The following is a 21,677-nucleotide window of genomic DNA, read 5'->3' on the forward strand; positions in this document are numbered from 1 at the left end:
CTTTATTATAACGTCTAGCGTTTTCTTTATATAAAATAAAAAAGTTTTATTCATCACCTATTTTTAAAGCTGCAATAAATGCAGATTGCGGAATTTCGATATTACCGTACTGTCTCATTCTCTTTTTACCTGCTTTTTGTTTCTCAAGTAATTTACGTTTACGACTTATATCACCGCCGTAACATTTAGATAAAACATCTTTACGTAGGGCTTTAATAGTCTCACGAGCGATAATACGACTACCTATACTTGCTTGAATTGCTATATCAATCTGCTGTCTCGGTATTAAATCCTTTAACCTTACGCATAATGCCCTCCCCCTTTGCTCGGCACGTGAGCGGTGTACGATTGTGGATAGTGCATCAACCGCCTCTGCGTTAACCAAAATCCCAAGCTTAACAAGTTCGGAAGGTTCATAAACATCCATTTGCCATTCAAAACTTGCATAACCTTTAGAACAGCTTTTTAAACGATCATAGAAATCGTAAACTATCTCATTTAGCGGTAATTTATAAATTATTTTAGCCCTATTTGCTATATAGCTATGATCAAGCTGCATCCCTCTCTTTTCCGTACAAAGCGATAGTACCGCACCTAAAAACTCATCAGGTACCATTATAGTTGCCTTAATCCAAGGCTCTTCCATTGATTCGATTTTTTGTAAATCAGGCAAATCTGCTGGGTTATGTATCTCTAAGTTCTCACCGTCCCGCATATGAATTTTATACACCACACTTGGAGCGGTAGTGATTAAATCTAAATCGAATTCCCTACTTAAACGTTCTTGGATTATCTCTAAATGTAACAGCCCCAAAAAGCCGCATCTAAAGCCTACTCCGAGTGCCGAAGAGCTTTCCATTTCATACTCAAAACTAGCATCATTAAGGCGTAATTTAGCTAGTGAATCCTTTAGATGCTCAAATTCCGAGCTATCCGTTGGATAAAGACCACAAAACACTACAGGTAAGTTTGGTTTAAAACCCGGTAGAGCTTGCTCACAAGGCTTTTTTTCATCAGTGATAGTATCCCCAACTTTACAATCCGCTACTTGCTTTATAGCCGCAGTAAAGAAGCCGATTTCGCCTGCATGCAGAACATCCGAAATATGTTTTTTCGGAGTAAAATAGCCAACATTCTCAACGGTATAAACCGAGTTAGTAGCCATCATTTTAATACGCATATTCTTACGTAAGTAGCCATCAATAACACGTACTAAAATAACCACGCCAAGATATGGGTCATACCAACTATCAACAAGCAAAGCTTTCAAAATATCAGAACTACTTTCTTTTGGCGGAGGTAATTTATTTACTATAGCCTCTAAAACTAAATCAATCCCTATACCGCTTTTAGCAGAGATTAGCACAGCCTCACTTGCATCGATTCCGATTATATCCTCTATTTGCTGCTTAACCTGTTCAGGTTCTGACGCCGGTAGGTCAAGCTTGTTAAGCACCAGTACAATCTCATGATCGTTCTCGATTGCTTGGTAAACATTGGCAAGCGTTTGTGCTTCTACTCCTTGCGTACTATCAACTACCAATAACGAGCCTTCACAAGCAGCAAGTGACCTACTAACTTCATAAGCAAAATCGACATGCCCGGGAGTGTCCATTAGATTCAAATAGTAGGTGTTACCGTCTTTAGCTTTATATACAAGCCGCACGGTTTGTGCCTTAATAGTTATACCTCTCTCTTTTTCAATATCCATCGAATCTAGCACTTGCTGGCTCATTTCCCTAGCCTGCAAGCCGCCGCAATGTTCAATTAACCTATCGGCTAACGTAGATTTACCGTGATCAATATGGGCGATTATTGAGAAGTTCCTTATATATTTTTGATGATTCATAATTATTGTGATATAATTTGCATTTGTTTATTGTCTGTTAGCCCGCGATCAAGTCGCGGGATGACACTAAACCACGATAATATATAACAAAATCGAAATTTATAACAGGAAAAAATAATGCGAGCTGAAATAGAAAATTATGTAAAAAAAATTGAGCAGTCTTTAGAACTACTTTGGAGGTCACTTTGACGTTGAAGCATCAACTGAAAGACTGAACGCGTTAGAAGAGTTAACAGCCGATCCTAGTTTATGGAATGATCAGGCTAATGCTCAAAAATTACTGCGAGAAAAAAGTAATCTAGAAGAAAAATTAAACGCTTTTAATAAACTCAAATCCAATTTAAAAGATGCTTTAGAACTTGAAGAAATGGCTGAAGCCGAAAACGATTTAGAAATACTTTCACAAATTGAACAGGACTTAAAAAATTTAAGCATAATTGCTGCCAAATTTGAAAAGGAATGTTTGTTTTCAGGTGAAGCAGACGGTAATAATTGCTTTTTAGAGATTAATGCTGGAGCCGGGGGAACTGAAAGCCATGACTGGGCGTCTATTATGATGCGTATGTATTTGCGTTTTGCCGAAAGACTCGGCTTTAAAACCGAAATAATCAATATGATTAACGGCGAAGAGGCAGGCATTAAATCATGCACGATTAGGATAATAGGAAAGCGTGCTTACGGCTGGTTTAAGACCGAAGCTGGCGTTCACAGATTAGTGCGTATTTCTCCGTTTAATGCAGCCGGTAAAAGAATGACTAGCTTTGCAAGTAGCTGGGTATATCCCGAAATTGATGATAATATAGCAATTACTATTGAGGATAAAGATTTAAGAATCGATACTTTTAGAGCATCGGGAGCCGGCGGGCAGCACGTTAATACTACCGATTCAGCTGTACGTATCACTCATATACCGACCGGTACGGTAACACAATGCCAAAGCGATAGATCGCAGCATAAAAATAAAGCTCAAGCTATGAAAATGCTTCAAGCCAAACTCTATGAGCTTGAAATGCAAAAACGTACCGATAGCGTTAACGAGCAGAATGCCATTAAAACCGATAATAGCTGGGGACATCAAATTAGATCATATGTTTTGCAACCTTATCAAATGGTAAAAGATTTACGTACCGATTATGAAACTTCCGATACTAAAGGAGTGCTTGACGGTGACCTTGAAGAATTTGTTTCCGCAAACCTTGCTATGAATGCGGGTGGTAAGAAGTAGTGAAAATCAATGAGCAATACTTTAAGTAATGAATCATATACTGATTTAATTAAAAATTTAAAACACGAAATTAGCAAAGCTCTTATTAGAGCCCATTTAGCAGTAAATAAAGAATTGATAGTTCTTTATTGGAATATAGGAAAATTAATTTTCGTCAGAATAAAGAAAAATGGGGATCAAAAGTGATTCAAAATATTTCTAATGATTTGCGTAAAGAATTTCCTGAAATGAAAGGATTATCATATCAAAACCTTTCTTATATGCATCAGTTTTTTGCAGAATATAATAATGACCAAATTCTCCAACAGGCGGTTGGAGAAATCCCATAGAGTCATAATATTATTATTTTTTCAAAACTAAAAAATATAAATCAAAGAATTTGGTATGCACAACAAACCATCGAAAATGGTTGGTCAAGAAATGTATTATCTTTGCAAATTAAAAGTAATTTACATGAAAGGTCAGCGAAAGGTATAAATAACTTTTCCAATACTCTACCTGAGCTACAGTCTGATTTGCCAGGTCGATTATAAAAGAACCGTATAACTTAGAATTTTTAGATATTCAAGGTAACATAATAGAACAAGATTTAGAAAATAAATTGATAGATAATATTAAAAACTTTTTATTAGAGTTAGGACAAGGTTTTGCATTTGTTGGCAATCAGTATCATATAGAACTTGAGGGAGAAGATTATTATTTGGATTTAGTTTTTTATCACACAAAACTCAAATGCTATGTATGTTGTTATTGAATTAAAAACCGGCAAGTTTAAGCCGGAATATGCCGGTAAACTAAATTTTTATCTTAATTTAATGAAGCGCACAATTAAAGATAATTCGGACAATCCTACAATTGGGTTAATTTTGTGCGAAGAAAAACAAGGTATTACTGTAGAATACGCTATAGAAGGCATCCAAAAACCAATAGGAGTATCACAATTTAAGCTTACAGCAACATTACCTAAAAAGCTTGAAAAATTCCTGCCTACCCCTCAAGATCTAGCAAAGCTAAAAAGCGAATAAATTACTAAAAGTTATTTTTCTTGATATCATGGTCAAGCTTTGGTATGACCTTTTCATATTTCAACCTTATTATTTTTATCGCAACATGAAAAACTAGAAAAACTTTACTACTGCTATTTCTATATTTATTATAGCTATAGCCTCGGTTCTAGGATTTCAGAGTTATCAAAAATTTACTCAAGATAAACATTTTGAGCAGGTAATAACCGTAAATAATCTAGAGTTTGATCCTGCTAATGAAAAAATCCACAAGACATTCTTATACCAAAATACCTATCAATTCCGATACTCAAAATATAGAGGCTGCAGATAAAGAGGACGGATATAATAGGATGAGGCTTGGCATAGATAGAGATTGCAAGAGAAGTAGCAGCTAAAAAACTTGATAAGCAAATATCTAGCCTAACATATGAAGAATTGAAAAAATACGGACCGATGATTTTGTTTAACGGCGGAGCGTATGATAATAAATTACTACAAGAAGCGCTTGATAAAAATATTATTACCGATTATCCAAAAGAAAATTTTTATATTTTTACGCTGCCGGAATACCAAACCAATACCGGCGCGGACAATTTAACACTCTATATAAAGAGCATGAAAACAGTAATATTGACTTAAGTAACGCCGAAATTGCTATTGTTACTCATGCTTATCATTTTCCTCGTGTTAATCGATATTTTGATAACAAACCGAATTTTGACTTCTTCTTTATTCATAACACTAAACCTATAATTTTCTTAGTCGATCGAAAATTTGAAATCATAGGAGTAGATAATGAACTAAAGCAGGAGCTAATAAAATTACCTAACTATATAGAGAAAGGTTTTGTTGCAGAAAAATTAAATGCTAATATTTAGCAATGGTTGATTAATCAATGACTATCTCTCTTGCTTCTTGTTCTTTAATCTCAATACGAGGTAGAATAATAGTAAGTATTCCATTCTTAAGGCTTGAAGAGATATTTGCCTGATCTACATCTTCATATAATGATATTACATAATTAAAATTTTTATTCATATAATTATCTGAATCATCAGCTTTATTTTTTTCTTCTATATTCCCTGTAATAAATAATTTATTACCGTTTACTTTAACCTTAATTTGACTTTTATCAAAGCCAGGTACTTCCATAACAATAATATACTGCTTATCTTTAGTAATAAAATTGCTTTTTATGCTATTAGATTCATAAAGCGGCAATCTATTTTTAAATAAATTATCAATATTTGTAATTTGATTATCTATTAAATCTGCTACCTGACGCAGTGGCGTTGCATTACCGGAATCATAATTCTTATTAGCTATTGCAATATTACTAGATAAAATCATAGCTGCTATAGACGGAATATATAATCTTACGCTCTTTAACATAAAACCACCATTAATTTTGTTAGTTATATATTTAAATATATAAAATTATCTATTTAAAATTCAAGTCTTACATTTCCATAATTTACTGAAAGTACGCTGCCCAAAATAAAAACTAATAATCTCTGCAAAAATAGTTTGATCTTCTATGCTCCATAATATATCTAGATATTCAACTAGCAGAGCAGAACTTTTTAACGATTTATATTGAACATATTTAACTCCTACATACATTGCAAAAAAGCTATAGGCAAGCACGGGTCTTACCGAGCCATTTAAAGCATCAACCCAACTAACACCTGATTTATAAGTGGAGTAAAGAGAATATTGCTCTGCCATTTCTTGTGATATGGTAAGCTCTGTAAAAGTTTTAGACTGATTAAGTTTTTGTTATTAGCAATTTGACGGTCTAAAATATTTATCTCGTGTTTTTTGTCGTTAATATCTTTATATATTTTCAAAATTTCAGGAATTATTGAACTAATAAATCCTGTTATCGCCGCAAGTAAAGTAATCATAAATATCTATCTATATAAATTTTAGGATAAGTATAGCAAAGATAAGTCATTATACTAAGAAAGAGGCAAAAAGGGGCAGCATGGACTGATTATTTATGTCGTTCCTGCGAAAGCAGGAATCCAGTTTTTTAATCTAATTATATACTAAATTTTTATATAGTTTGCTGTGTTTTTATCATTTTTTACTGGATTCCTGCTTTCGCAGAAATGACATCGAACATGTTTAATGATCCATGCAACAACGCCAATAATAGGAAAACTGATCCACTCAACAATTACTTTAAATTAGACCAAATGCGGTTTTTTGCAATATAGAAAAAGATAGTAAATACCGCTAAAAACATCATAACTTTAAGACCCATAGACTTACGATGTTCCATTTCCGGCTCAGCTGCCCATTGTAGAAATACCACAATGTCTTGCGACATCTGCTCTACACTTGCGTTAGTACCGTCCATATAGGTTACCTGCCCGTCTGTAAGCGGCGGCGGCATTGCTATTTGCTCGCCAGGGAAATAGGGATTATAATGAGTTCCCTGCATCAGCTTAAAATCTGCCGGCGGTTCAGTATAGCCGGTAAGTAGCGAATATATATAATTAGCTCCGTCATGACGTGCTTTTATTATCAACGATAAATCAGGAGGATGGGCACCGTTATTAGTTGCTCTTGCTGCTTGCTCATTAGGGTAAGGAGGTACAAAACGATCAGAGGGAAGAGCGGGGCGGTCAAACATCTCACCGTCATCATTAGGTCCGTCTTGTATCGTATAGCCTTTAGCAATCTCTTTTATCTCGTCATCCGAAAAGCCGATATCTTTAAGATTACGGTAATATAAATTGTTTAAACCGTGGCAGACACTACAAACTTCTTTATAGACCTGAAAACCTCTTTGTGCTGCTTCACGATTAACTGTACCAAATACGCCGCCAAACGACCATTTCATCTTTTTTGGACGTAATACTTCTTCGTTGGCTAAACTTAAGCACGACGTTAGTAGTATGATGATAGAGATAAGTAGTTTAGTTTTCATAAATTTTTTTGAGTCGTCATTGCAAGGAAAAATTGAAAATGTTGACGAAGCAATCTCAGGAGCTTATATATTATTTTATAAGATTGTCGTGTTGAGGTTTTGTCTTTACTTGCAATGATGTTTTTATTACAGAATAATTTCATTATACAAATCATCCCAATTTATATTTGTTTGTTCTATTAATTTAATTTTTTTGTCTCTTAAAACCGGCTTTAATTTGTTTTTCTCTATTTATTGCTGAATTCATAGTTGATGAATCTCATAAAATACTAAAATTTTGCAATTTTTACTAAACCCCTTAATTGTATCATTTTTGTGTTGATATATTCTTTTTATTACATTAAAAGTAACACCAGTATAGCCATTTTTCTTGTTAGTTACTATAATATACTATTGGTTACTTCATAAATTTGTATAATACAAAAAACGTCATTGCGAGCAGCCATAGGCTACACGGCAATCTCATGAAATAATAACAAACTCCTGAGATTGCTTCGCAATGACTTAACTCTTACAACTCCTCCGGCAATGGCAGCGGTTTTTCATATTTACCTATAAGCGGCAGAGCTACTAAGACATGAAAAAAGTAATAACAAGCAGCAAAACGGCTAATGGTAATATACGGCTCTTCTGCCGGCTGCCCGCCTAAATAACCAAGCAATAGACAATCTGCCATAAATAGCCAAAAAGCCATGCGGTATATCGGTCTATAATTGCTACTTCTAACTTTTGAAGTATCAAGCCAAGGTAGTAAGAATAACACAAATATACTTCCGAACATTAATAGCACCCCACCAAGCTTAGACGGCACGGCTCTAAGTATTGCATAAAACGGCAGAAAATACCATTCAGGGACAATGTGGGCAGGCGTAACTAACGGATTTGCCGGAATGTAATTATCGGGATGTCCTAAATAATTAGGTTCGTAAAAAATAAAATAGGCAAATATTATGAAATAAACTCCGAAACCGACAAAATCCTTTACGGTATAATAAGGGTGGAACGGAATAGTATCTTTAGGGCTTTTAACATCTATACCTTTTGGGTTATTTGAACCATGCTGATGCAAGGCCACTAAATGCAGCATCACTAAAGCAACAATAATAAACGGCAATAAATAATGCAGTGAGAAGAACCTATTTAATGTCGGGTTATCAACAGAAAAACCACCCCATAACCACGTAACTATGCATTCCCCTATTAACGGAATAGCGGAAAATAAATTAGTAATAACCGTTGCTCCCCAGTAGCTCATCTGCCCCCAAGGAAGCACGTAACCCATGAAAGCAGTAGCCATCATGGTTAGAAAAATGATGATACCGATATGCCAAAGCAGTTCTCTAGGTGCTTTATAAGAGCCGTAATACAAACCTCTTGCTATGTGTAAGTATACGGCGGCAAAAAACATCGATGCACCTACCGCATGAGTATAACGCAGTAACCAACCGTAATTCACGTTACGCATGATTCGCTCAACACTATCGAAAGCATGATCAACATGCGGAGTATAGTGCATAGCAAGTATGACGCCGGTGATTATCTGAATCACTAACGCAATACCAGCAATAGAGCCTAAATTCCACAAATAGCTAAGATTTTTCGGAGTTTGATAATGACTAAAATGCTTTAGGAACGCAAAAATAGGAAGACGATAATCTATCCATTCTATAATAGCATTAGGCTTTTTAGGGGTAATATCTTCATTCATAAATAATTACCCTATTCTAATTTTTTTGTCGCTAATAAAAGTGTAAGGCGGCACAGCTAAATTTAAAGGGGCAGGCCCTCTTCTAACTCTACCTGAAGAATCATATTGTGAACCATGGCACGGACAGAACCATCCATCATATTCACCTTGATTAGCAAGCGGTACACAACCTAAATGCGTGCAGATCCCGATCGTCACCAGCCAATTATCATGCCCTGCTTTCACACGTGCTTCATCTGCTTCAGGATCAATCAGCTCTGACATTTTAACGGCTCTTGCTTCAGCTATTTTGTCAGGCGTACGGTTAGTGATAAAAACCGGTTTACCTTGCCATTTAACCGTAACTGTTTGACCTACCGCAATATTTGATAAATCAACCTCAATTGATGATAAAGCTAGCACGTCCGCAGAAGGGTTCAAAGAATCAACGAGAGGCCAAAGAGTACATGCTGCCCCAACTGCTGCAACACTACTAGCCGTTAGAACCATAAAATCACGACGTGTTGTTTGTTTGTTTTTATTCTCTTCAGTATCCGACATATAATATTAAGGTGACATAAATTAACGATTATTATTACTACCGCTTGGGGTATTATTAAGATTATTTGGATTTTCTAGTGCTTCATAAGGATTTATTATAGGACGTTCAGCGTCTGCAGCACTATCTGCTTGTTTTGGCGTAAGCTTATTTATTTCATCTTCTAACACTTTTGCTCCTGTCCCTTCTTCATGCTTATATTCGCCAGGATCACTTAAGCAATTCCAAAAACTAACTAAATGATTCCAATTAGGACCGAGTTTTGTAGTACAATTTTGAGCAACTGCTTTAGTTGTATCTAATATCTCGACTGTAGTTTCAGTAAAATAATCTATAAACCCAATTTTTTTTAAGCCCAATACTGTATAATATAAAGTAATTAAGGAAGCAACTGCTATAATTAAATACCATTTAGTGATAATAGACCACAGAAAAAATCCCATAGGATTTGCTGCCATTAACCTTCGTAAAGCCTGCCACATATATTCTGCTCAAAAAAATTTATTAATAATATTCATCTTATTTTATATCACTACATTAGTAAAAATAAAGCAAAATCACGTAATATTATAAATATTTTTAATTAAACAGGAACTCAAGAAGAATGAAATCGGTAAAAATACTAAATTAATTCCTATCATAATAAAAATTAATTGTAAGTTATTATCTTGTAATATTAAACCTGTCATTATAATATTCGGAATTAATAACGGCATGATAAACGTACCGACAAAGTTAGCATTCTTCTTAAAATAACATTGCACGCTACCGGATAACACTACTAAACTACTTGATAACACTAATATCATCCATACACTAATAAAGAAAAATATTATCTCAAGCAAAGTTTGATCAAACAAAACATAAATAATGGGTAAAACAAAAACCAGCCCTATCGTACTGCTGATAAATATAGCAAAAAATTTAGCCAATATAATTTTTTCATGACTAACAATTGATAATAATAACTCTAAGCTTCCGTCTTCCAAATCAGATTTAAATATCACCGAAGAAAAACCGATTAATGAAATTAATAAACAAATTACCGAAAAAATTAAACCGAATTTGTTAATATCCCTTTCACTGTTAATTAAAACAGTACTAATTATGCAAAATAAAAAAAATATAACTAGATATTTAATTATATTATTAATGCGATTCTGCACTATCAATTCACGCTTAATTAGTACAAATAGACTATTCATAATTATTAAATACGTTGTAAATTAAGTACATAATAGCTGCAACAGTTAAACCTATACCAATTTCAACAATAACTATCGCAATATGCTGAGCAAGTAGCCTATCATTGATAAAATTTGTTAGTGAATAATAATTTAAATAATTATCGTTAAAAAAGAGTGATATTGTTCCTACAATTGCATATATTGCTACACCTAAAACCGCAATACAAACTAACACGTTAGATCGGCTTAATTTTCGATTACTGTAAACTAAATCATAAGCAATAAGGCTAGATGCAAATATAACACCTGCTTGAAACCCACCACCCGGCGAAGACTCACCGTTAAGCTGAATATATATACTATATAAAATTATATAAGGTATTATAAAACTAGTAATATATTTTATTATTGGATTTGTCATCCCGTGGCTTGACCACGGGATCTTGTATCGCCTGCTGTGTCCTGAGATACCGCGATCAAGTCGCGGTATGGCATCATCAGACTTTCTTGAAAATATCAACAGCACGGCAATTCCTGCAATTAAAATTACGCTAGTTTCACCTAAAGTATCATATCCACGATAACTTGCAAGAATAACCGCAACAAAAGAAGGTATACCTATATCTCTAGAGGTATTTTCGATATAATATTTACTTGAATGCATATGAATAGGAGCATTATCATCACCGTAATTCGGTAATTCTAGCCCCATATAAGCAAGAGTTACTACAAACAATAAACATATTAAACTTGCTGGAATAATATTAGTTCTCTCAATATTCTTTAAATCCGAAGGTAATTTACGCAACAAATTCAAATATACGCATGTTGATAAGCAAGCTCCAAGTGCTGCCTCGGTCATTGCGACATCAGGAGCATCCATAATAAGATAGGATACACCAATTAATAAGCTAAATACAGAAGCAGCAATCACTGCATTTAGTAAATCTTTAGCAAAAATTATTTTTATCGAGATTAAGATCAATAAAAAAGCAATTAAGTTAAGTAGGTAATTGCCGAGATCAAAATTTAAAGCTGTCTTTACTGTCATATGGTTGTTAAAATTTAACGTCATTGCGAGGAGAAACGTAATTTCGACGTGGCAATCTTATCAAGCATCCTGAGATTGCTTCGTCAATTACTTCGTAATTTTCCTCGCAATGACGGTACTATCAGCTCTAATTTTCATAAATAAAGATGCTTTACCAAGTGCATGAGTTGCTACCGGATTTAGTATAAAAATCAATAAAGCCGCTAAAATTAATTTAACAGAGTTCACAATATCTGCTTCAATGCACGCAAAACCTATTAAGCAAATAGGCACGCCGAAACTCTCAATAACACTTGCTGCATGTAATTTAGTATAAAAATCAGGAAATCTAAAAAAACCGATTATCCCTGAAAATATAGCAAATAATCCAATAATTACTAATAAAATTCCTATATAGTATAGTGTCATTGTGTTTATCCTTTTTTCATCATTGCGAGGAAATTATGAAATAATTGACGAAGCAATCTCATGCAAAAGTCCTGAGATTGCCGCACGAACTAAAGTTCACTTGCAATGACGTTTTTACTCACCTTGAGCCAAGCTATAACCTGCAACCCCGTCAAATTCAAACAGATTCTCTACTTTGATAAAATCGATATTTGCTGTGCTTAAAGCTTCAAGCAATCTTGTTATATCTAAATGCTTTATTTCTGTGCCGTCTTTATTCATAAAACGACAACACCAATGATCGGAAACAGTTTCAAACCTTGTATCACGAGGCCACAGCTTTAATCCTTTTGACGAGATTGTTTTTAACTCAAAATTACCAAGATCAAGTTTATTAATTTTATCTGCTATATCATGAGCGGAAGATACATTCATATTCACAAATATATCCGTACCGACCAATTTCTTAACTTCTTTAGTATCAATTTTATAATCTATATTGCTTTCTTGTTTCTCAGCAATTAAGGGATAATCTGCTTTAGGTAGCTTTGTCGGTAACTGTCCTAATCTTTTCGTTACTTCTTCGGCAAATTCTTTTGTACCGACTTTTTTACTAGAACTCTGCTCGTTATATATATCGGCTGTATGAACGCCATCCTCTATAGTTTTTTTCCAAGCATTTTCGATTAATGTAGCGATATCACCCTGCCCTATATGTACTAGCATCATTATTGCAGCATTTAAAAGCCCTGACGGATTTGCGATATCTTTACCGGCAATATCGGGAGCACTTCCATGTACCGCTTCAAACATCGCATAATGCTGCCCAATATTTGCAGAACCTGCAAGACCTACCGAGCCTGAAATTTCAGCAGCTACGTCAGATATTATATCACCGTATAAATTAGAAGTTACGATAACGTCAAATATTTCTGGTTTGGTAGCAAGCCTTGCCGTCCCGATATCGATAATATAATGCGCGTTATTAATTTGCGGGTATTCTTTTGCAATCTCATTAAATACTTTATGCAAAACCCCATCGGAAAATTTCATAATATTATCTTTGCTTAAACACGTGATTTTTTTACGGTTATTTTTTACTGCATATTCAAAAGCATATCTAATAATCTTCTCACATCCTGTATGACTTATCAACTTCATTGACTCATACATATTATGCGTTTGACGGTATTCTATACCTGCGTATAAATCTTCCTCATTCTCACGTATAATAGTTAGGTTCAAATTTGGATGTAATGTTCTAGTAAAAGGATGAAACGAAACGGCAGGACGAATATTAGCAAAAAGCTGTAATGTTTTACGAATCGTGACATTTAAACTTTTATATCCTCCACCTTGCGGAGTAGTAATCGGGGCTTTAAGTATAATACCAGTGCGTTGTATTGATTCCCAGCTTTCCTCGCTTATGCCTGAAGTATAATGCTTCTTGTAAAGCTTTTCACCTACTTCAATGGTTTCTAAACGAATACGAGCCTCGGCTTTACGTAATATATAAAGCACTGCCTCCATTATTTCAGGACCTATACCGTCCCCGTATGCAATTGTAATCGGTGTAAATTCTGCCATATTAAATACTCTCTTGTTTATATCATTCCCGCGTAGGCGGGAATCCAGTAAAACCTATAAAAACTAGTTTTTATAGATTTATTTTATCAAATATGTAACTTCTGTATCAATATTGAAGTTATTTTTCTGGATTACCGCCTACGCAGGAATGACACACAAAAATCCATACAACACTATCAATAGTTTATCGTTACTTCTTTTAATCTCTCATTCAACATAAAAGTCACTTCGGAAGTTATATTCAAATTATTTTTGGCATATAAGACTTGAGCACTTGGAATTACCAAATTAAGGTTATATTTCTCGGCAAGTTCACTAATTATTGTAATAGTTGTTTCATGGACTCTACTCATAGCCTCAGCGTGGGCTTGTTCAAGCTTTGTTTTCTTAATCTGAATTTCTTTTCTAACATGGCTAACTTTTGCATTAAATTCGTTTACTTTATGCTCAAATTCGGTTTCACTTAAATGAGAACGCTCATTTAGCAGCTTCTCTTCCAGCGGTTTAAATTCTGCTTCTTTTGCAGCAATATCCTCTTGAATTTTATGATTAAGCTTTTCGATTTTATTACGCAAATCTTTTATAGCGATCGAACCTTCCAATATAGATTGTACATCAGCAACAGCTACTCTAACTTTAAAATTATCTTCTTTAATTGGCACATTTTGTGCCTCCGTAATCGTTGAGAAATTTATTATGAATATGTATAAACATAATATTCGGTACATCATCCTTGATCCTTTTAGGTTAAACGGTGTCGGCTAGGATTGTCATCCCGTGACTTGACCACGGGATCTTGTGTCACAAGCAGTATCCTGAGATCCCGTGATCAAGTCGCGGGATGACATTCAAGATTACTGGATTCCCGCCTACGCGGGAATGACACTGGAGCAACACCCTTATTAATCTAAGAATAAATAACATCAAGCAATTTGTCTATAATTAAAAACTTAACCTTTACCTAACATTGGCACATTCCCGCCTCCCCATGGTGTATATTCGCCATCCGAATAATAATCACTAGAAATAGGTTCAAACGAAATAGATTTTATTGCTTCAGTACTTAAAATAGGTGCTCTCTCCATCACTAAGCAAAGGTTCAGTAGCCGGTTCTTCTAGCTCAACATAAATTTCATGCTGTTCACTAAATTCATATAAAAAAAAGCTTCATGAATATGCTCTGTTCCTTTGTTCTTAACCAAAACTACTGTAATACCATAGTCTTTTGCAGCATTGACATGTTTAATATCATCATCCATGAAAAATACGTTTTTTTATTAGTTATTTCGGTATTATTAATTATTTCTCTTATATATTCTTTTTTAGTACAATTTTGTATTTCTTCAAAATTATTAGAAGGTAAAACTGATTTTATATAAATTTTTGCTGCATCTTCCTTTCCTAGTAACCTTTCTAATGCATATTTTACAGCATGAGGATAATCATTAAATGATGCTATAGCTATTTTATGACCGGATAATATAATATTCTTAAAAAGGCGTGCTATTTGCTCTTCATTTTTCCAACCTAAATTTTCATTATCTAGGAATTTCTCCATCAGCTCTATAGAAAATTTTTGCTCAAGCCTAACTTTTTCTTGCTCTCGTTCTTCATAGGAGCCAAAAAAGCGATTTTGTATATTACGTGCTATTAAACCTCCTAACCTCTCTCCGATATAATTATGCGAATGTCCAACTAAAGTATTGTCACAATCAAATATAAATAAAGCTGTATTATCGTTCATTAATTTCTCTTATTTTAAAGTTTAAAAATTCTTAGTAATTTTTATTCTGCAGTTAAATCAATTTCTTTTTCAAGAACTTATATTCCAATTTTTGGTATTTTAGTGTATAATACGAAAAACTATTGTAAACTTGTGAGAATTTTTAAAGATGACATCTATTCGTAATATAGCAATTATTGCCCACGTTGATCATGGGAAAACTACGCTTGTTGATAACATGCTTAAACAAAGCGGAACATTTAGAGCTAACCAAGCAGTTGCTGAGCGTGCTATGGACTCTAACGATCTTGAGCGTGAGCGTGGAATCACGATACTTGCCAAATGCACTGCTCTTATGTGGAACGATATCCGTATCAATATAGTTGATACGCCAGGACACGCCGATTTTGGCGGTGAAGTAGAACGCATCCTTAGCATGGTTGACGGTGTAGTGCTACTTGTCGATGCATCGGAAGGACCAATGCCGCAAACAAAATTCGTGCTTTCTAAAGCGTTAAATCTCGGCTTAAAACCTATTGTCGTTATTAATAAAATCGATAGAGATGACCAAAGAATTAAAGAAGTTATCGATGAAGTATTTGAGCTATTTATGGCACTTGAAGCAAACAACGATCAACTTGACTTCCCTATAGTTTATGCATCAGGTAGAGCAGGTAGAGCATCTTTAACCTTTGATGATAAAATTAATCCTTTAGATAATTTAGCAGATGATTTAGCACCGCTTTTCGACCTTATAGTACAGCATGTACCAAAACCCTTAGCCGATGACAAAGCACCGTTTTCTATGCTTGTTACTACTAGAGAATATAATTCTTTCTTCGGTAGGGTTTTAACAGGTCGTGTACAAAGCGGCACTGTTAAAATTAACCAAAACGTAAAAGTATTAAATCGTGAGAATAAAGTACTTGAAACCGGACGTATCACTAAAATATTAGCCTTTAGAGGCTTAGAACGAATCGCTATAAATGATGCTACAGCCGGCGATATTATTGCCGTATCAGGCATTGAAAACGCCAACGTTGCCGATACTATCTGCTCCCCTGAGGTAACCGAGGCCGTACCGTCTCTACCTATCGATCCGCCGACTTTATCCATGACTTTTAGCGTTAATGACTCACCGCTTGCAGGAAGCGAAGGGACAAAAGTTACGTCGAGCTTAATTGGAGCTAGGTTAATGCGTGAGCTTGAAAGTAACGTTGCCTTAAAAGTTACTGAATCTGCCGAGAAAAATGCTTTCCAAGTTGCAGGGCGTGGTGAGTTACAACTTGGTATCTTAATTGAAACTATGCGTCGTGAAGGGTTTGAGCTATCTATTAGCAGACCCGAAGTATTATTCCAAACTGATGAGAAAGGTAATAAGCAAGAACCGATGGAAGAAATCCAAGTTGACGTTGATGATAATTATGTTGGAGTAGTCGTAAAATCTTTAGCACTGAGAAAAGCCGAAATGACTGATATGAGGCCATCAGGCGGCGGTAAAAGCCGTGTTACGTTTATCGGACCGTCTAGAGGGTTAATCGGCTATCACAGCCAGTTTTTAACCGAAACACGAGGCACAGGGATTATGAATCGTATTTTCCATGGATATGCTGATTATAAAGGAAATATCGAGAGAAGACGTAACGGCGTGCTTATCTCTAACGGTGACGGGGCAGCGGTCGCATATGCTCTATGGAATCTAGAAGAAAGGGGGAAAATGTTTATAAACCCTAGTGACAAAGTATATAGAGGCATGATTATCGGCGAACATAATCGTGATAATGATTTAGAGGTAAACCCACTAAAAGCGAAACAACTGAGCAACGTTAGAGCGGCAGGTAAAGACGAAGCCATAAGGCTAACTCCGCCAATGCTTTTAACGTTAGAGCAGGCAATCAGCTATATACAAGATGACGAGCGAGTTGAAGTAACACCGAAATCTATTCGTTTACGTAAAGCTCTACTTGACCCTAACGACCGTAAAAGAGCTGCAAAGTAGGTATGCCTCAAAAAGTTGACATCGTCATTGCGAGGAAAAACTGTAAGTTTTGACAAAGCAATCTCTGGAATCTTGCTTTATGAGATTGCCACGCTCCTTTCAGTTGCTCGCAATGACGAAAAAACTAAGCTAATACATTAAATACTATAATAACAAACCTTTTTAACGGCTTCTATTACATCGCTCTCACTCGGCAGAGCTAGTGTTTCTAAATTAACAGCATAAGGAAGGGGAAGATCTTTGCCGCTTACCATCTCTATCGGAGCATCTAAATAATCAAATGCTTCTTTCATAACAATAGAAGCTATACTTGCACCAACACCTGCAAAAAACCACCCTTCTTCCACTACAACTAAACGATTAGTTTTTTTCACTGATTCTATTATTGTCTCAGTATCAAGCGGTTTAATAGTGCGAAGATCAATAACCTCACAATCAATATTATCATTCTGCACAACATTTGCAGCATCTAAGGCAAGTTTTACTTGAATCGAGAAAGTTACTATAGTGACACTACTACCCTCTCTTAAAATTTTTGCCTGACCAAAGGGTATAGGCTCGATTGTTTCCGGCACGTCAAAACTATGACCGTATAAAATTTCATTTTCTAAAAAAACAACGGGATTATCGTCCCTAATAGCTGTAAGCATAAGTCCTTTATGATCTTCTGCACTATAAGGAGCTACTACTTTTAATCCCGGAATGTGGGAATAGCAAGCTGTATAATTTTGGCTATGTTGTGCAGCTACTCTACTTGCTGCTCCGTTTGGTCCTCTAAATACTATCGGACATTTGACCTGCCCGCCTGACATGTAATGCGTTTTTGCAGCTGAATTAACTATGTGATCGAATGCTTGCATAGCGAAGTTAAAGGTCATAAACTCCACGATCGGGCGAAGTCCTGCAAAAGCTGCTCCGACTGCAAGCCCTGCAAAACCATATTCCGTTATCGGTGTATCAATTACCCTCTTAGGACCAAATCGCTCTAGTAATCCTTGAGTTACCTTGTAAGCTCCTTGATATTCTGCAACTTCCTCGCCTATGACGAAAACCTTGTCGTCTCTTATCATCTCTTCTTGCATGGCATCACGCAACGCTTCACGTACCGTTATTTGCATTTTTCTTTTTTATTTGATTAAATTAAACGTTATTGCAAGTAGGCTTGCCTGCGTGAACGTCATTGCGAGCAGCCGTAGGCTGCGTGACAATCTCATGAAATAATAACAAATTCCTGAGATTGCTTAGTCAAAACTTACAGTTTTTCCTCGCAATGACGCCTTAACAGTACACCTGTGTATACAACTCCCCTTCATCAGGTAGCGGTGAATTTTCTGAGAATTCTACTGCTTCTTTCACAATTTCTTTTACCGACTGTTCTATTTCTTTTAAATCCGCTTCGGTTACATATTTATTGTCGAGTATCGTTTTTCTTATTATTACCAACGGATCACGCTCTTTATATTGCTCAACTTCTTCTTTACTGCGATATTTTGCCGGGTCGGACATCGAATGCCCACGATAACGATAAGTTTTTACCTCTAATATCAGCGGAAAGCTATTTTCTCTAACATACTCGGCTGCTTGCTTAGAGCCGTCATACATTTCTTCAAAATCCATACCGTCTAGCTGAAATCCTTTAATCCCAAACGATGCCCCTTTCTTATATAAATCACGCATAAAGGTAGAACGTGCTACAGACGTCCCCATCGAATATTCGTTATTTTCAATAATATAAACTACCGGCAACCCCCATAAAGCAGCCATATTAAAAGCTTCATATACCTGACCTTGATTAACGGCACCATCACCTAAAAAAGTAAAACAGATATTATGCGTATCGTTATATTTTTCAGCAAACGCAAGCCCTGTGCCTATCGGTACTTGAGCCCCTACTATACCGTGTCCACCGTAAAATTTGTTTGGTACATTAAATAAATGCATCGAGCCACCCTTACCTTTCGAACAACCTGTAGCACGCCCCATAAGCTCGGCAAAAACATACTTAGGCTCAGTTCCTGCTAAAATAATATGAGCATGGTCACGATAGCTAGTAATAGTGCTATCACCTTTTTGTTTAACCATATCTACTGCAGAAATTACTGCTTCTTGCCCTATATATAAATGACAAAAACCACCGATTTCTCCCATTCCGTATAACTGACCGCATTTTTCTTCAAAACGACGCAGTAGGAGCATATCTTTAAAGCTTTTTATATATTCTTCCTTTGTCGGCTTATATTTTCCTAACTTAATATCCACTAATTACTCCTTAAGACTATTGTCATCCCGTGGTTTGACCACGGGATCCAGTCTTTTTTTTTATTTTGAACTGGACCCCGTGGTCAAACCACGGGATGACATTTGTAAATTAAAAGTCACAAAATATGGCACATGATCCGAAGGTGAAGGCCAATCACGTGCTTCTGGTAGTAAATGCATAGAAAATAATGCACCTTTTAAATTATCGCTAACCCAAATATGATCAAGTCTTCTACCTCTGTTAGATTTTTTCCAATCTATATTTCTATAACTCCACCAAGTATAAAATTTTTCGTCAAGCGATACGAAATGTCTGCTACTATCAATAAAACCTAACGCATTTTGTAGCTCTACCAATAACGAGCGTTCAATATCGGTATGGCTGATAACATTTCGCAACTGCTTACTAGACCATACATCATGTTCATACGGAGCAATGTTCAAGTCCCCGACAATAATCATTTTATCGTTTTTAGTACGGTTAGTCGTTAACCATTCCTGCATTAACCTTACATATTCGAGCTTATGCTTAAATTTTGTATTTACCTCGATATCAGGTATATCACCGCCGGCAGGAACATAAAAATTATGTATTTCTATATCATTAACTATAGCTGCTATATGCCTTTTATCACTATTATATAACTCCAATGAAAAAACATTATTCAAAGGAAATTTTGAAATAATAGCAACACCGTTATATGATTTCTGCCCTGAATATATTACATGTTCATAGCCTATATTTTTAATAACTTCAAGAGGAAATAATGAGTCAGCTACCTTTGTTTCTTGAAGTAAAATAATATCCGGCTGATGTTCATATGCTAATTTTCTTAATAAATCGATCCGTAGACGCAATGAATTAATATTCCAAGTAACTATCTTCATTAGACTTGTTGTATAACCTCCTTCTAAAGGTAATTTGTATGTCAATCCGGTACTCGCATCCTCACGTACTAAGTGTACGCTGCGGTACTGCGTTCCGTGTTTCTTTCAAATTCCTCTTTATAAAATAGCTTACACAACAAGTCTATTTAATTTTTTATAGCTGCCCCTATTATTGCATCTCTAAAATAAATTATTCCAAGTTGATTTAAAGGATTTTTCATATCAATTTTATCTTTTTCTTCTTCAGGAATTTTTATCATAGTATTACTAAGTATAGCAAAATAAAGATTATCAGGCAAAACATATCCTGCTTCACTTTGTATTCCAAGGGCTTTTCCCGTATAATGAATCATTAAACGCTTAGAATCAAGATCAGTAAGAAAAATACCGTAACCCATATAAGACTTACGACCTTCTATATCTTTTGCTAAAAAATATTTAGTAGTCATAAGTTTATACGACTTCTTAGAAAGAATTTTCTCCTCATTTAATGCCCTATACCATCTAATAAGATCAACCGGTGTTGATATTATACCACCGTCAGCACAAGGAACTGCTAAAAAATCAGCAGTTACAGGAGTAAATATAGGTTTATTACTATTATTAGGTGTTAAAAAATATCTTACCGGATAATTAGAACTAATAACGTTTTTTTGGATTCTAGCGGCTTCACTATATGAAGCAAAACTAGTAGATTTCATATTAAGCGGTTTAAAAAATTCATCATAAAAAAAGTTAGCTAAATCTTTTTTAGCCACCTTTTCTATAATCATACCGAGTATAACAAAATTAGTATTACTATATTTAAATTTTTTCCCTATAGATATTTCTAAAGGCTTAGAAGAAACAAATTGTAATATTTTCTTGTGAATCTCTTTCTTAGGCATATTTAAATCAAGTTTAACAAAACTAAAATATTCAGCAATACCACTACTATGCGTTAATAAATTATGGATAGATATTTTATATGCCCAATCCGGCACTTTTCCACCCCACATTTCCGGATCAAGATATTTATAAATTTTATCGTTAATATTTAATAATTCCTGTTCTTGTAATTTTAAGATTCCCGCTGCTGTAAAAGGCTTTGTAGTAGAAGCAATAGGCATCATTTCATTTGCTTTTAATTGCTCACCATTTAAAGCAAAAATTCCTTTAGCACCGGTTAATAAAGGTTTATAATCATCGGCAAACATAAAAACGGCATTTAAAAATCTATTACTTATATATTCTTTTTCTGCTTCATTGATTCTTTGCTGTATATCTGCAAAACAATCAATACAATTAGTCATAAAAAAAAGCAGCAATAAAAAATATCTACGAATCATAAA

23 protein-coding genes and 5 pseudogenes are annotated in these 21,677 nt (G+C 35.0%); 8 read left to right on the forward strand and 20 right to left on the reverse strand.

From position 1 onward, the window contains the following. Positions 1–46: 46 nt before the first annotated feature. Positions 47–1,849 (reverse strand): translation elongation factor 4, encoded by a 1,803-nt coding sequence (lepA, locus tag C4Q30_RS03890; RefSeq protein WP_103897261.1) that lies wholly within the window; start codon positions 1,847–1,849, stop codon positions 47–49. 117 nt (positions 1,850–1,966) lie between these two features. Between lepA and prfB the strand changes: the two genes are divergently transcribed. The 7 genes and pseudogenes from prfB to C4Q30_RS03915 all read left to right on the forward strand — a co-directional run bounded on the left by prfB (position 1,967) and on the right by C4Q30_RS03915 (position 4,720). Next, positions 1,967–3,074 (forward strand): peptide chain release factor 2 gene (gene prfB, locus C4Q30_RS03895; RefSeq protein WP_103897262.1). Its coding sequence is split into 2 segments (ribosomal slippage): positions 1,967–2,035 and positions 2,037–3,074, totalling 1,107 coding nucleotides; the frame shifts between segments, so codons are not numbered across the junction. A 9-nt stretch (positions 3,075–3,083) separates the two neighbouring features. Further along, positions 3,084–3,260 carry a DUF1016 N-terminal domain-containing protein gene (locus C4Q30_RS08775; RefSeq protein WP_198913031.1) on the forward strand — a complete coding sequence of 59 codons (177 nt, stop codon included), beginning with the start codon at positions 3,084–3,086 and terminating at the stop codon, positions 3,258–3,260. After that, positions 3,257–3,607 (forward strand): annotated as a pseudogene (locus C4Q30_RS03900) (DUF1016 N-terminal domain-containing protein). The gene C4Q30_RS08775 and the pseudogene C4Q30_RS03900 overlap by 4 nt, the downstream one beginning before the upstream one ends. Positions 3,608–3,651: 44 nt before the next feature. Next, positions 3,652–3,747, forward strand: a pseudogene (locus C4Q30_RS10465) (PDDEXK nuclease domain-containing protein); the annotation flags it as partial. A 27-nt stretch (positions 3,748–3,774) separates the two neighbouring features. Beyond that, positions 3,775–4,099 (forward strand): annotated as a pseudogene (locus tag C4Q30_RS10230) (PDDEXK nuclease domain-containing protein). Between the two features lie 236 nt (positions 4,100–4,335). After that, a complete protein-coding gene (locus tag C4Q30_RS08780; RefSeq protein WP_198913032.1) occupies positions 4,336–4,476 on the forward strand; it encodes a hypothetical protein in 141 nt (46 codons plus the stop codon). A 58-nt stretch (positions 4,477–4,534) separates the two neighbouring features. Beyond that, on the forward strand, positions 4,535–4,720 hold the full coding sequence (locus tag C4Q30_RS03915) for a hypothetical protein (protein WP_012150576.1): 186 nt from the start codon (positions 4,535–4,537) through the stop codon (positions 4,718–4,720). 249 nt (positions 4,721–4,969) lie between these two features. On the opposite strand, the gene C4Q30_RS03920 is transcribed toward C4Q30_RS03915, so the two are convergent. From C4Q30_RS03920 to C4Q30_RS03980, 14 genes and pseudogenes are all read right to left on the reverse strand, one after another. Further along, a complete protein-coding gene (locus tag C4Q30_RS03920; RefSeq protein ID WP_012736569.1) occupies positions 4,970–5,473 on the reverse strand; it encodes an Hsp20/alpha crystallin family protein in 504 nt (167 codons plus the stop codon). Between the two features lie 60 nt (positions 5,474–5,533). Beyond that, complete coding sequence (locus tag C4Q30_RS08785; protein WP_045805395.1) at positions 5,534–5,809, reverse strand: hypothetical protein; 276 nt, start codon at positions 5,807–5,809, stop codon at positions 5,534–5,536. 454 nt (positions 5,810–6,263) lie between these two features. Further along, positions 6,264–7,019: a cytochrome c1 gene (locus C4Q30_RS03925; RefSeq protein WP_103897265.1), complete on the reverse strand. Its 756-nt coding sequence runs from the start codon at positions 7,017–7,019 to the stop codon at positions 6,264–6,266. Positions 7,020–7,262: 243 nt separating this feature from the next. Then, the gene (locus C4Q30_RS10470; RefSeq protein ID WP_342447539.1) at positions 7,263–7,406 is read right to left on the reverse strand and encodes a GIY-YIG nuclease family protein; all 144 of its coding nucleotides are present in this window, start codon (positions 7,404–7,406) and stop codon (positions 7,263–7,265) included. Between the two features lie 124 nt (positions 7,407–7,530). After that, positions 7,531–8,727, reverse strand: a complete 1,197-nt coding sequence (locus C4Q30_RS03935) for a cytochrome b (RefSeq protein ID WP_103897266.1) — start codon at positions 8,725–8,727, stop codon at positions 7,531–7,533. Between the two features lie 6 nt (positions 8,728–8,733). After that, a complete protein-coding gene (gene petA / locus C4Q30_RS03940) occupies positions 8,734–9,267 on the reverse strand; it encodes a ubiquinol-cytochrome c reductase iron-sulfur subunit (protein ID WP_103897267.1) in 534 nt (177 codons plus the stop codon). A 21-nt stretch (positions 9,268–9,288) separates the two neighbouring features. After that, on the reverse strand, positions 9,289–9,747 hold the full coding sequence (locus C4Q30_RS03945; RefSeq protein ID WP_004996263.1) for a DUF2670 domain-containing protein: 459 nt from the start codon (positions 9,745–9,747) through the stop codon (positions 9,289–9,291). A 75-nt stretch (positions 9,748–9,822) separates the two neighbouring features. Next, positions 9,823–10,470, reverse strand: a complete 648-nt coding sequence (locus C4Q30_RS03950) for a heme exporter protein CcmB (RefSeq protein ID WP_014014059.1) — start codon at positions 10,468–10,470, stop codon at positions 9,823–9,825. Beyond that, entirely contained in the window at positions 10,463–11,527 is a 1,065-nt protein-coding gene (locus C4Q30_RS03955; RefSeq protein WP_103897268.1) for a DUF4040 domain-containing protein, read from the reverse strand. The genes C4Q30_RS03950 and C4Q30_RS03955 overlap by 8 nt, the downstream gene beginning before the upstream one ends. A 63-nt stretch (positions 11,528–11,590) precedes the next feature. Next, positions 11,591–11,911: a Na+/H+ antiporter subunit G gene (locus C4Q30_RS03960; RefSeq protein WP_004996272.1), complete on the reverse strand. Its 321-nt coding sequence runs from the start codon at positions 11,909–11,911 to the stop codon at positions 11,591–11,593. 114 nt (positions 11,912–12,025) lie between these two features. Next, positions 12,026–13,477 carry an NADP-dependent isocitrate dehydrogenase gene (locus C4Q30_RS03965; RefSeq protein WP_103897269.1) on the reverse strand — a complete coding sequence of 484 codons (1,452 nt, stop codon included), beginning with the start codon at positions 13,475–13,477 and terminating at the stop codon, positions 12,026–12,028. 176 nt (positions 13,478–13,653) lie between these two features. Then, positions 13,654–14,208 (reverse strand): OmpH family outer membrane protein, encoded by a 555-nt coding sequence (locus C4Q30_RS03970; protein WP_045805387.1) that lies wholly within the window; start codon positions 14,206–14,208, stop codon positions 13,654–13,656. Positions 14,209–14,427: 219 nt separating this feature from the next. Continuing rightward, on the reverse strand, positions 14,428–14,562 hold the full coding sequence (locus tag C4Q30_RS10235; protein WP_280641670.1) for a hypothetical protein: 135 nt from the start codon (positions 14,560–14,562) through the stop codon (positions 14,428–14,430). Between the two features lie 434 nt (positions 14,563–14,996). Next, a pseudogene (locus C4Q30_RS03980) lies at positions 14,997–15,221 on the reverse strand (hypothetical protein); the annotation flags it as partial. Positions 15,222–15,369: 148 nt separating this feature from the next. Here C4Q30_RS03980 and typA point away from each other — a divergent pair. Continuing rightward, positions 15,370–17,199, forward strand: coding sequence for a translational GTPase TypA (gene typA, locus C4Q30_RS03985; protein WP_103897270.1), 1,830 nt, complete (start codon positions 15,370–15,372; stop codon positions 17,197–17,199). 137 nt (positions 17,200–17,336) lie between these two features. On the opposite strand, the gene C4Q30_RS03990 is transcribed toward typA, so the two are convergent. The 5 genes and pseudogenes from C4Q30_RS03990 to C4Q30_RS04010 form a co-directional block, all read right to left on the reverse strand. Then, positions 17,337–18,317: a pyruvate dehydrogenase complex E1 component subunit beta gene (locus tag C4Q30_RS03990; protein ID WP_014014051.1), complete on the reverse strand. Its 981-nt coding sequence runs from the start codon at positions 18,315–18,317 to the stop codon at positions 17,337–17,339. Positions 18,318–18,477: 160 nt separating this feature from the next. Next, positions 18,478–19,458 carry a pyruvate dehydrogenase (acetyl-transferring) E1 component subunit alpha gene (pdhA, locus tag C4Q30_RS03995; protein ID WP_103897271.1) on the reverse strand — a complete coding sequence of 327 codons (981 nt, stop codon included), beginning with the start codon at positions 19,456–19,458 and terminating at the stop codon, positions 18,478–18,480. Positions 19,459–19,518: 60 nt separating this feature from the next. Then, complete coding sequence (gene xth, locus C4Q30_RS04005) at positions 19,519–20,346, reverse strand: exodeoxyribonuclease III (RefSeq protein WP_103897273.1); 828 nt, start codon at positions 20,344–20,346, stop codon at positions 19,519–19,521. After that, positions 20,344–20,483, reverse strand: a pseudogene (locus tag C4Q30_RS10700) (palindromic element RPE1 domain-containing protein); the annotation flags it as partial. The gene xth and the pseudogene C4Q30_RS10700, both read right to left, overlap by 3 nt. 9 nt (positions 20,484–20,492) lie before the next feature. Next, the gene (locus C4Q30_RS04010) at positions 20,493–21,674 is read right to left on the reverse strand and encodes a serine hydrolase domain-containing protein (protein ID WP_103897274.1); all 1,182 of its coding nucleotides are present in this window, start codon (positions 21,672–21,674) and stop codon (positions 20,493–20,495) included. Between the last annotated feature and the right edge of the window lie 3 nt (positions 21,675–21,677).

It is taken from the genome of Rickettsia fournieri (genome assembly GCF_900243065.1).
Lineage (GTDB): Bacteria > Pseudomonadota > Alphaproteobacteria > Rickettsiales > Rickettsiaceae > Rickettsia > Rickettsia rickettsii.

Coding starts and splice junctions, on each gene's coding strand:
- lepA (WP_103897261.1), bottom strand. CDS start 1,849: ATGAATCATCAAAAATATATAAGGAACTTCTCAATAATCGCCCATATT.
- C4Q30_RS08775 (WP_198913031.1), top strand. CDS start 3,084: ATGAGCAATACTTTAAGTAATGAATCATATACTGATTTAATTAAAAAT.
- C4Q30_RS08780 (WP_198913032.1), top strand. CDS start 4,336: ATGAAAAAATCCACAAGACATTCTTATACCAAAATACCTATCAATTCC.
- C4Q30_RS03915 (WP_012150576.1), top strand. CDS start 4,535: ATGATTTTGTTTAACGGCGGAGCGTATGATAATAAATTACTACAAGAA.
- C4Q30_RS03920 (WP_012736569.1), bottom strand. CDS start 5,473: ATGTTAAAGAGCGTAAGATTATATATTCCGTCTATAGCAGCTATGATT.
- C4Q30_RS08785 (WP_045805395.1), bottom strand. CDS start 5,809: ATGGCAGAGCAATATTCTCTTTACTCCACTTATAAATCAGGTGTTAGT.
- C4Q30_RS03925 (WP_103897265.1), bottom strand. CDS start 7,019: ATGAAAACTAAACTACTTATCTCTATCATCATACTACTAACGTCGTGC.
- C4Q30_RS03935 (WP_103897266.1), bottom strand. CDS start 8,727: ATGAATGAAGATATTACCCCTAAAAAGCCTAATGCTATTATAGAATGG.
- petA (WP_103897267.1), bottom strand. CDS start 9,267: ATGTCGGATACTGAAGAGAATAAAAACAAACAAACAACACGTCGTGAT.
- C4Q30_RS03945 (WP_004996263.1), bottom strand. CDS start 9,747: ATGTGGCAGGCTTTACGAAGGTTAATGGCAGCAAATCCTATGGGATTT.
- C4Q30_RS03950 (WP_014014059.1), bottom strand. CDS start 10,470: ATGAATAGTCTATTTGTACTAATTAAGCGTGAATTGATAGTGCAGAAT.
- C4Q30_RS03955 (WP_103897268.1), bottom strand. CDS start 11,527: ATGACGTTAAATTTTAACAACCATATGACAGTAAAGACAGCTTTAAAT.
- C4Q30_RS03960 (WP_004996272.1), bottom strand. CDS start 11,911: ATGACACTATACTATATAGGAATTTTATTAGTAATTATTGGATTATTT.
- C4Q30_RS03965 (WP_103897269.1), bottom strand. CDS start 13,477: ATGGCAGAATTTACACCGATTACAATTGCATACGGGGACGGTATAGGT.
- C4Q30_RS03970 (WP_045805387.1), bottom strand. CDS start 14,208: ATGATGTACCGAATATTATGTTTATACATATTCATAATAAATTTCTCA.
- C4Q30_RS10235 (WP_280641670.1), bottom strand. CDS start 14,562: ATGGAGAGAGCACCTATTTTAAGTACTGAAGCAATAAAATCTATTTCG.
- typA (WP_103897270.1), top strand. CDS start 15,370: ATGACATCTATTCGTAATATAGCAATTATTGCCCACGTTGATCATGGG.
- C4Q30_RS03990 (WP_014014051.1), bottom strand. CDS start 18,317: ATGCAAATAACGGTACGTGAAGCGTTGCGTGATGCCATGCAAGAAGAG.
- xth (WP_103897273.1), bottom strand. CDS start 20,346: ATGAAGATAGTTACTTGGAATATTAATTCATTGCGTCTACGGATCGAT.
- C4Q30_RS04010 (WP_103897274.1), bottom strand. CDS start 21,674: ATGATTCGTAGATATTTTTTATTGCTGCTTTTTTTTATGACTAATTGT.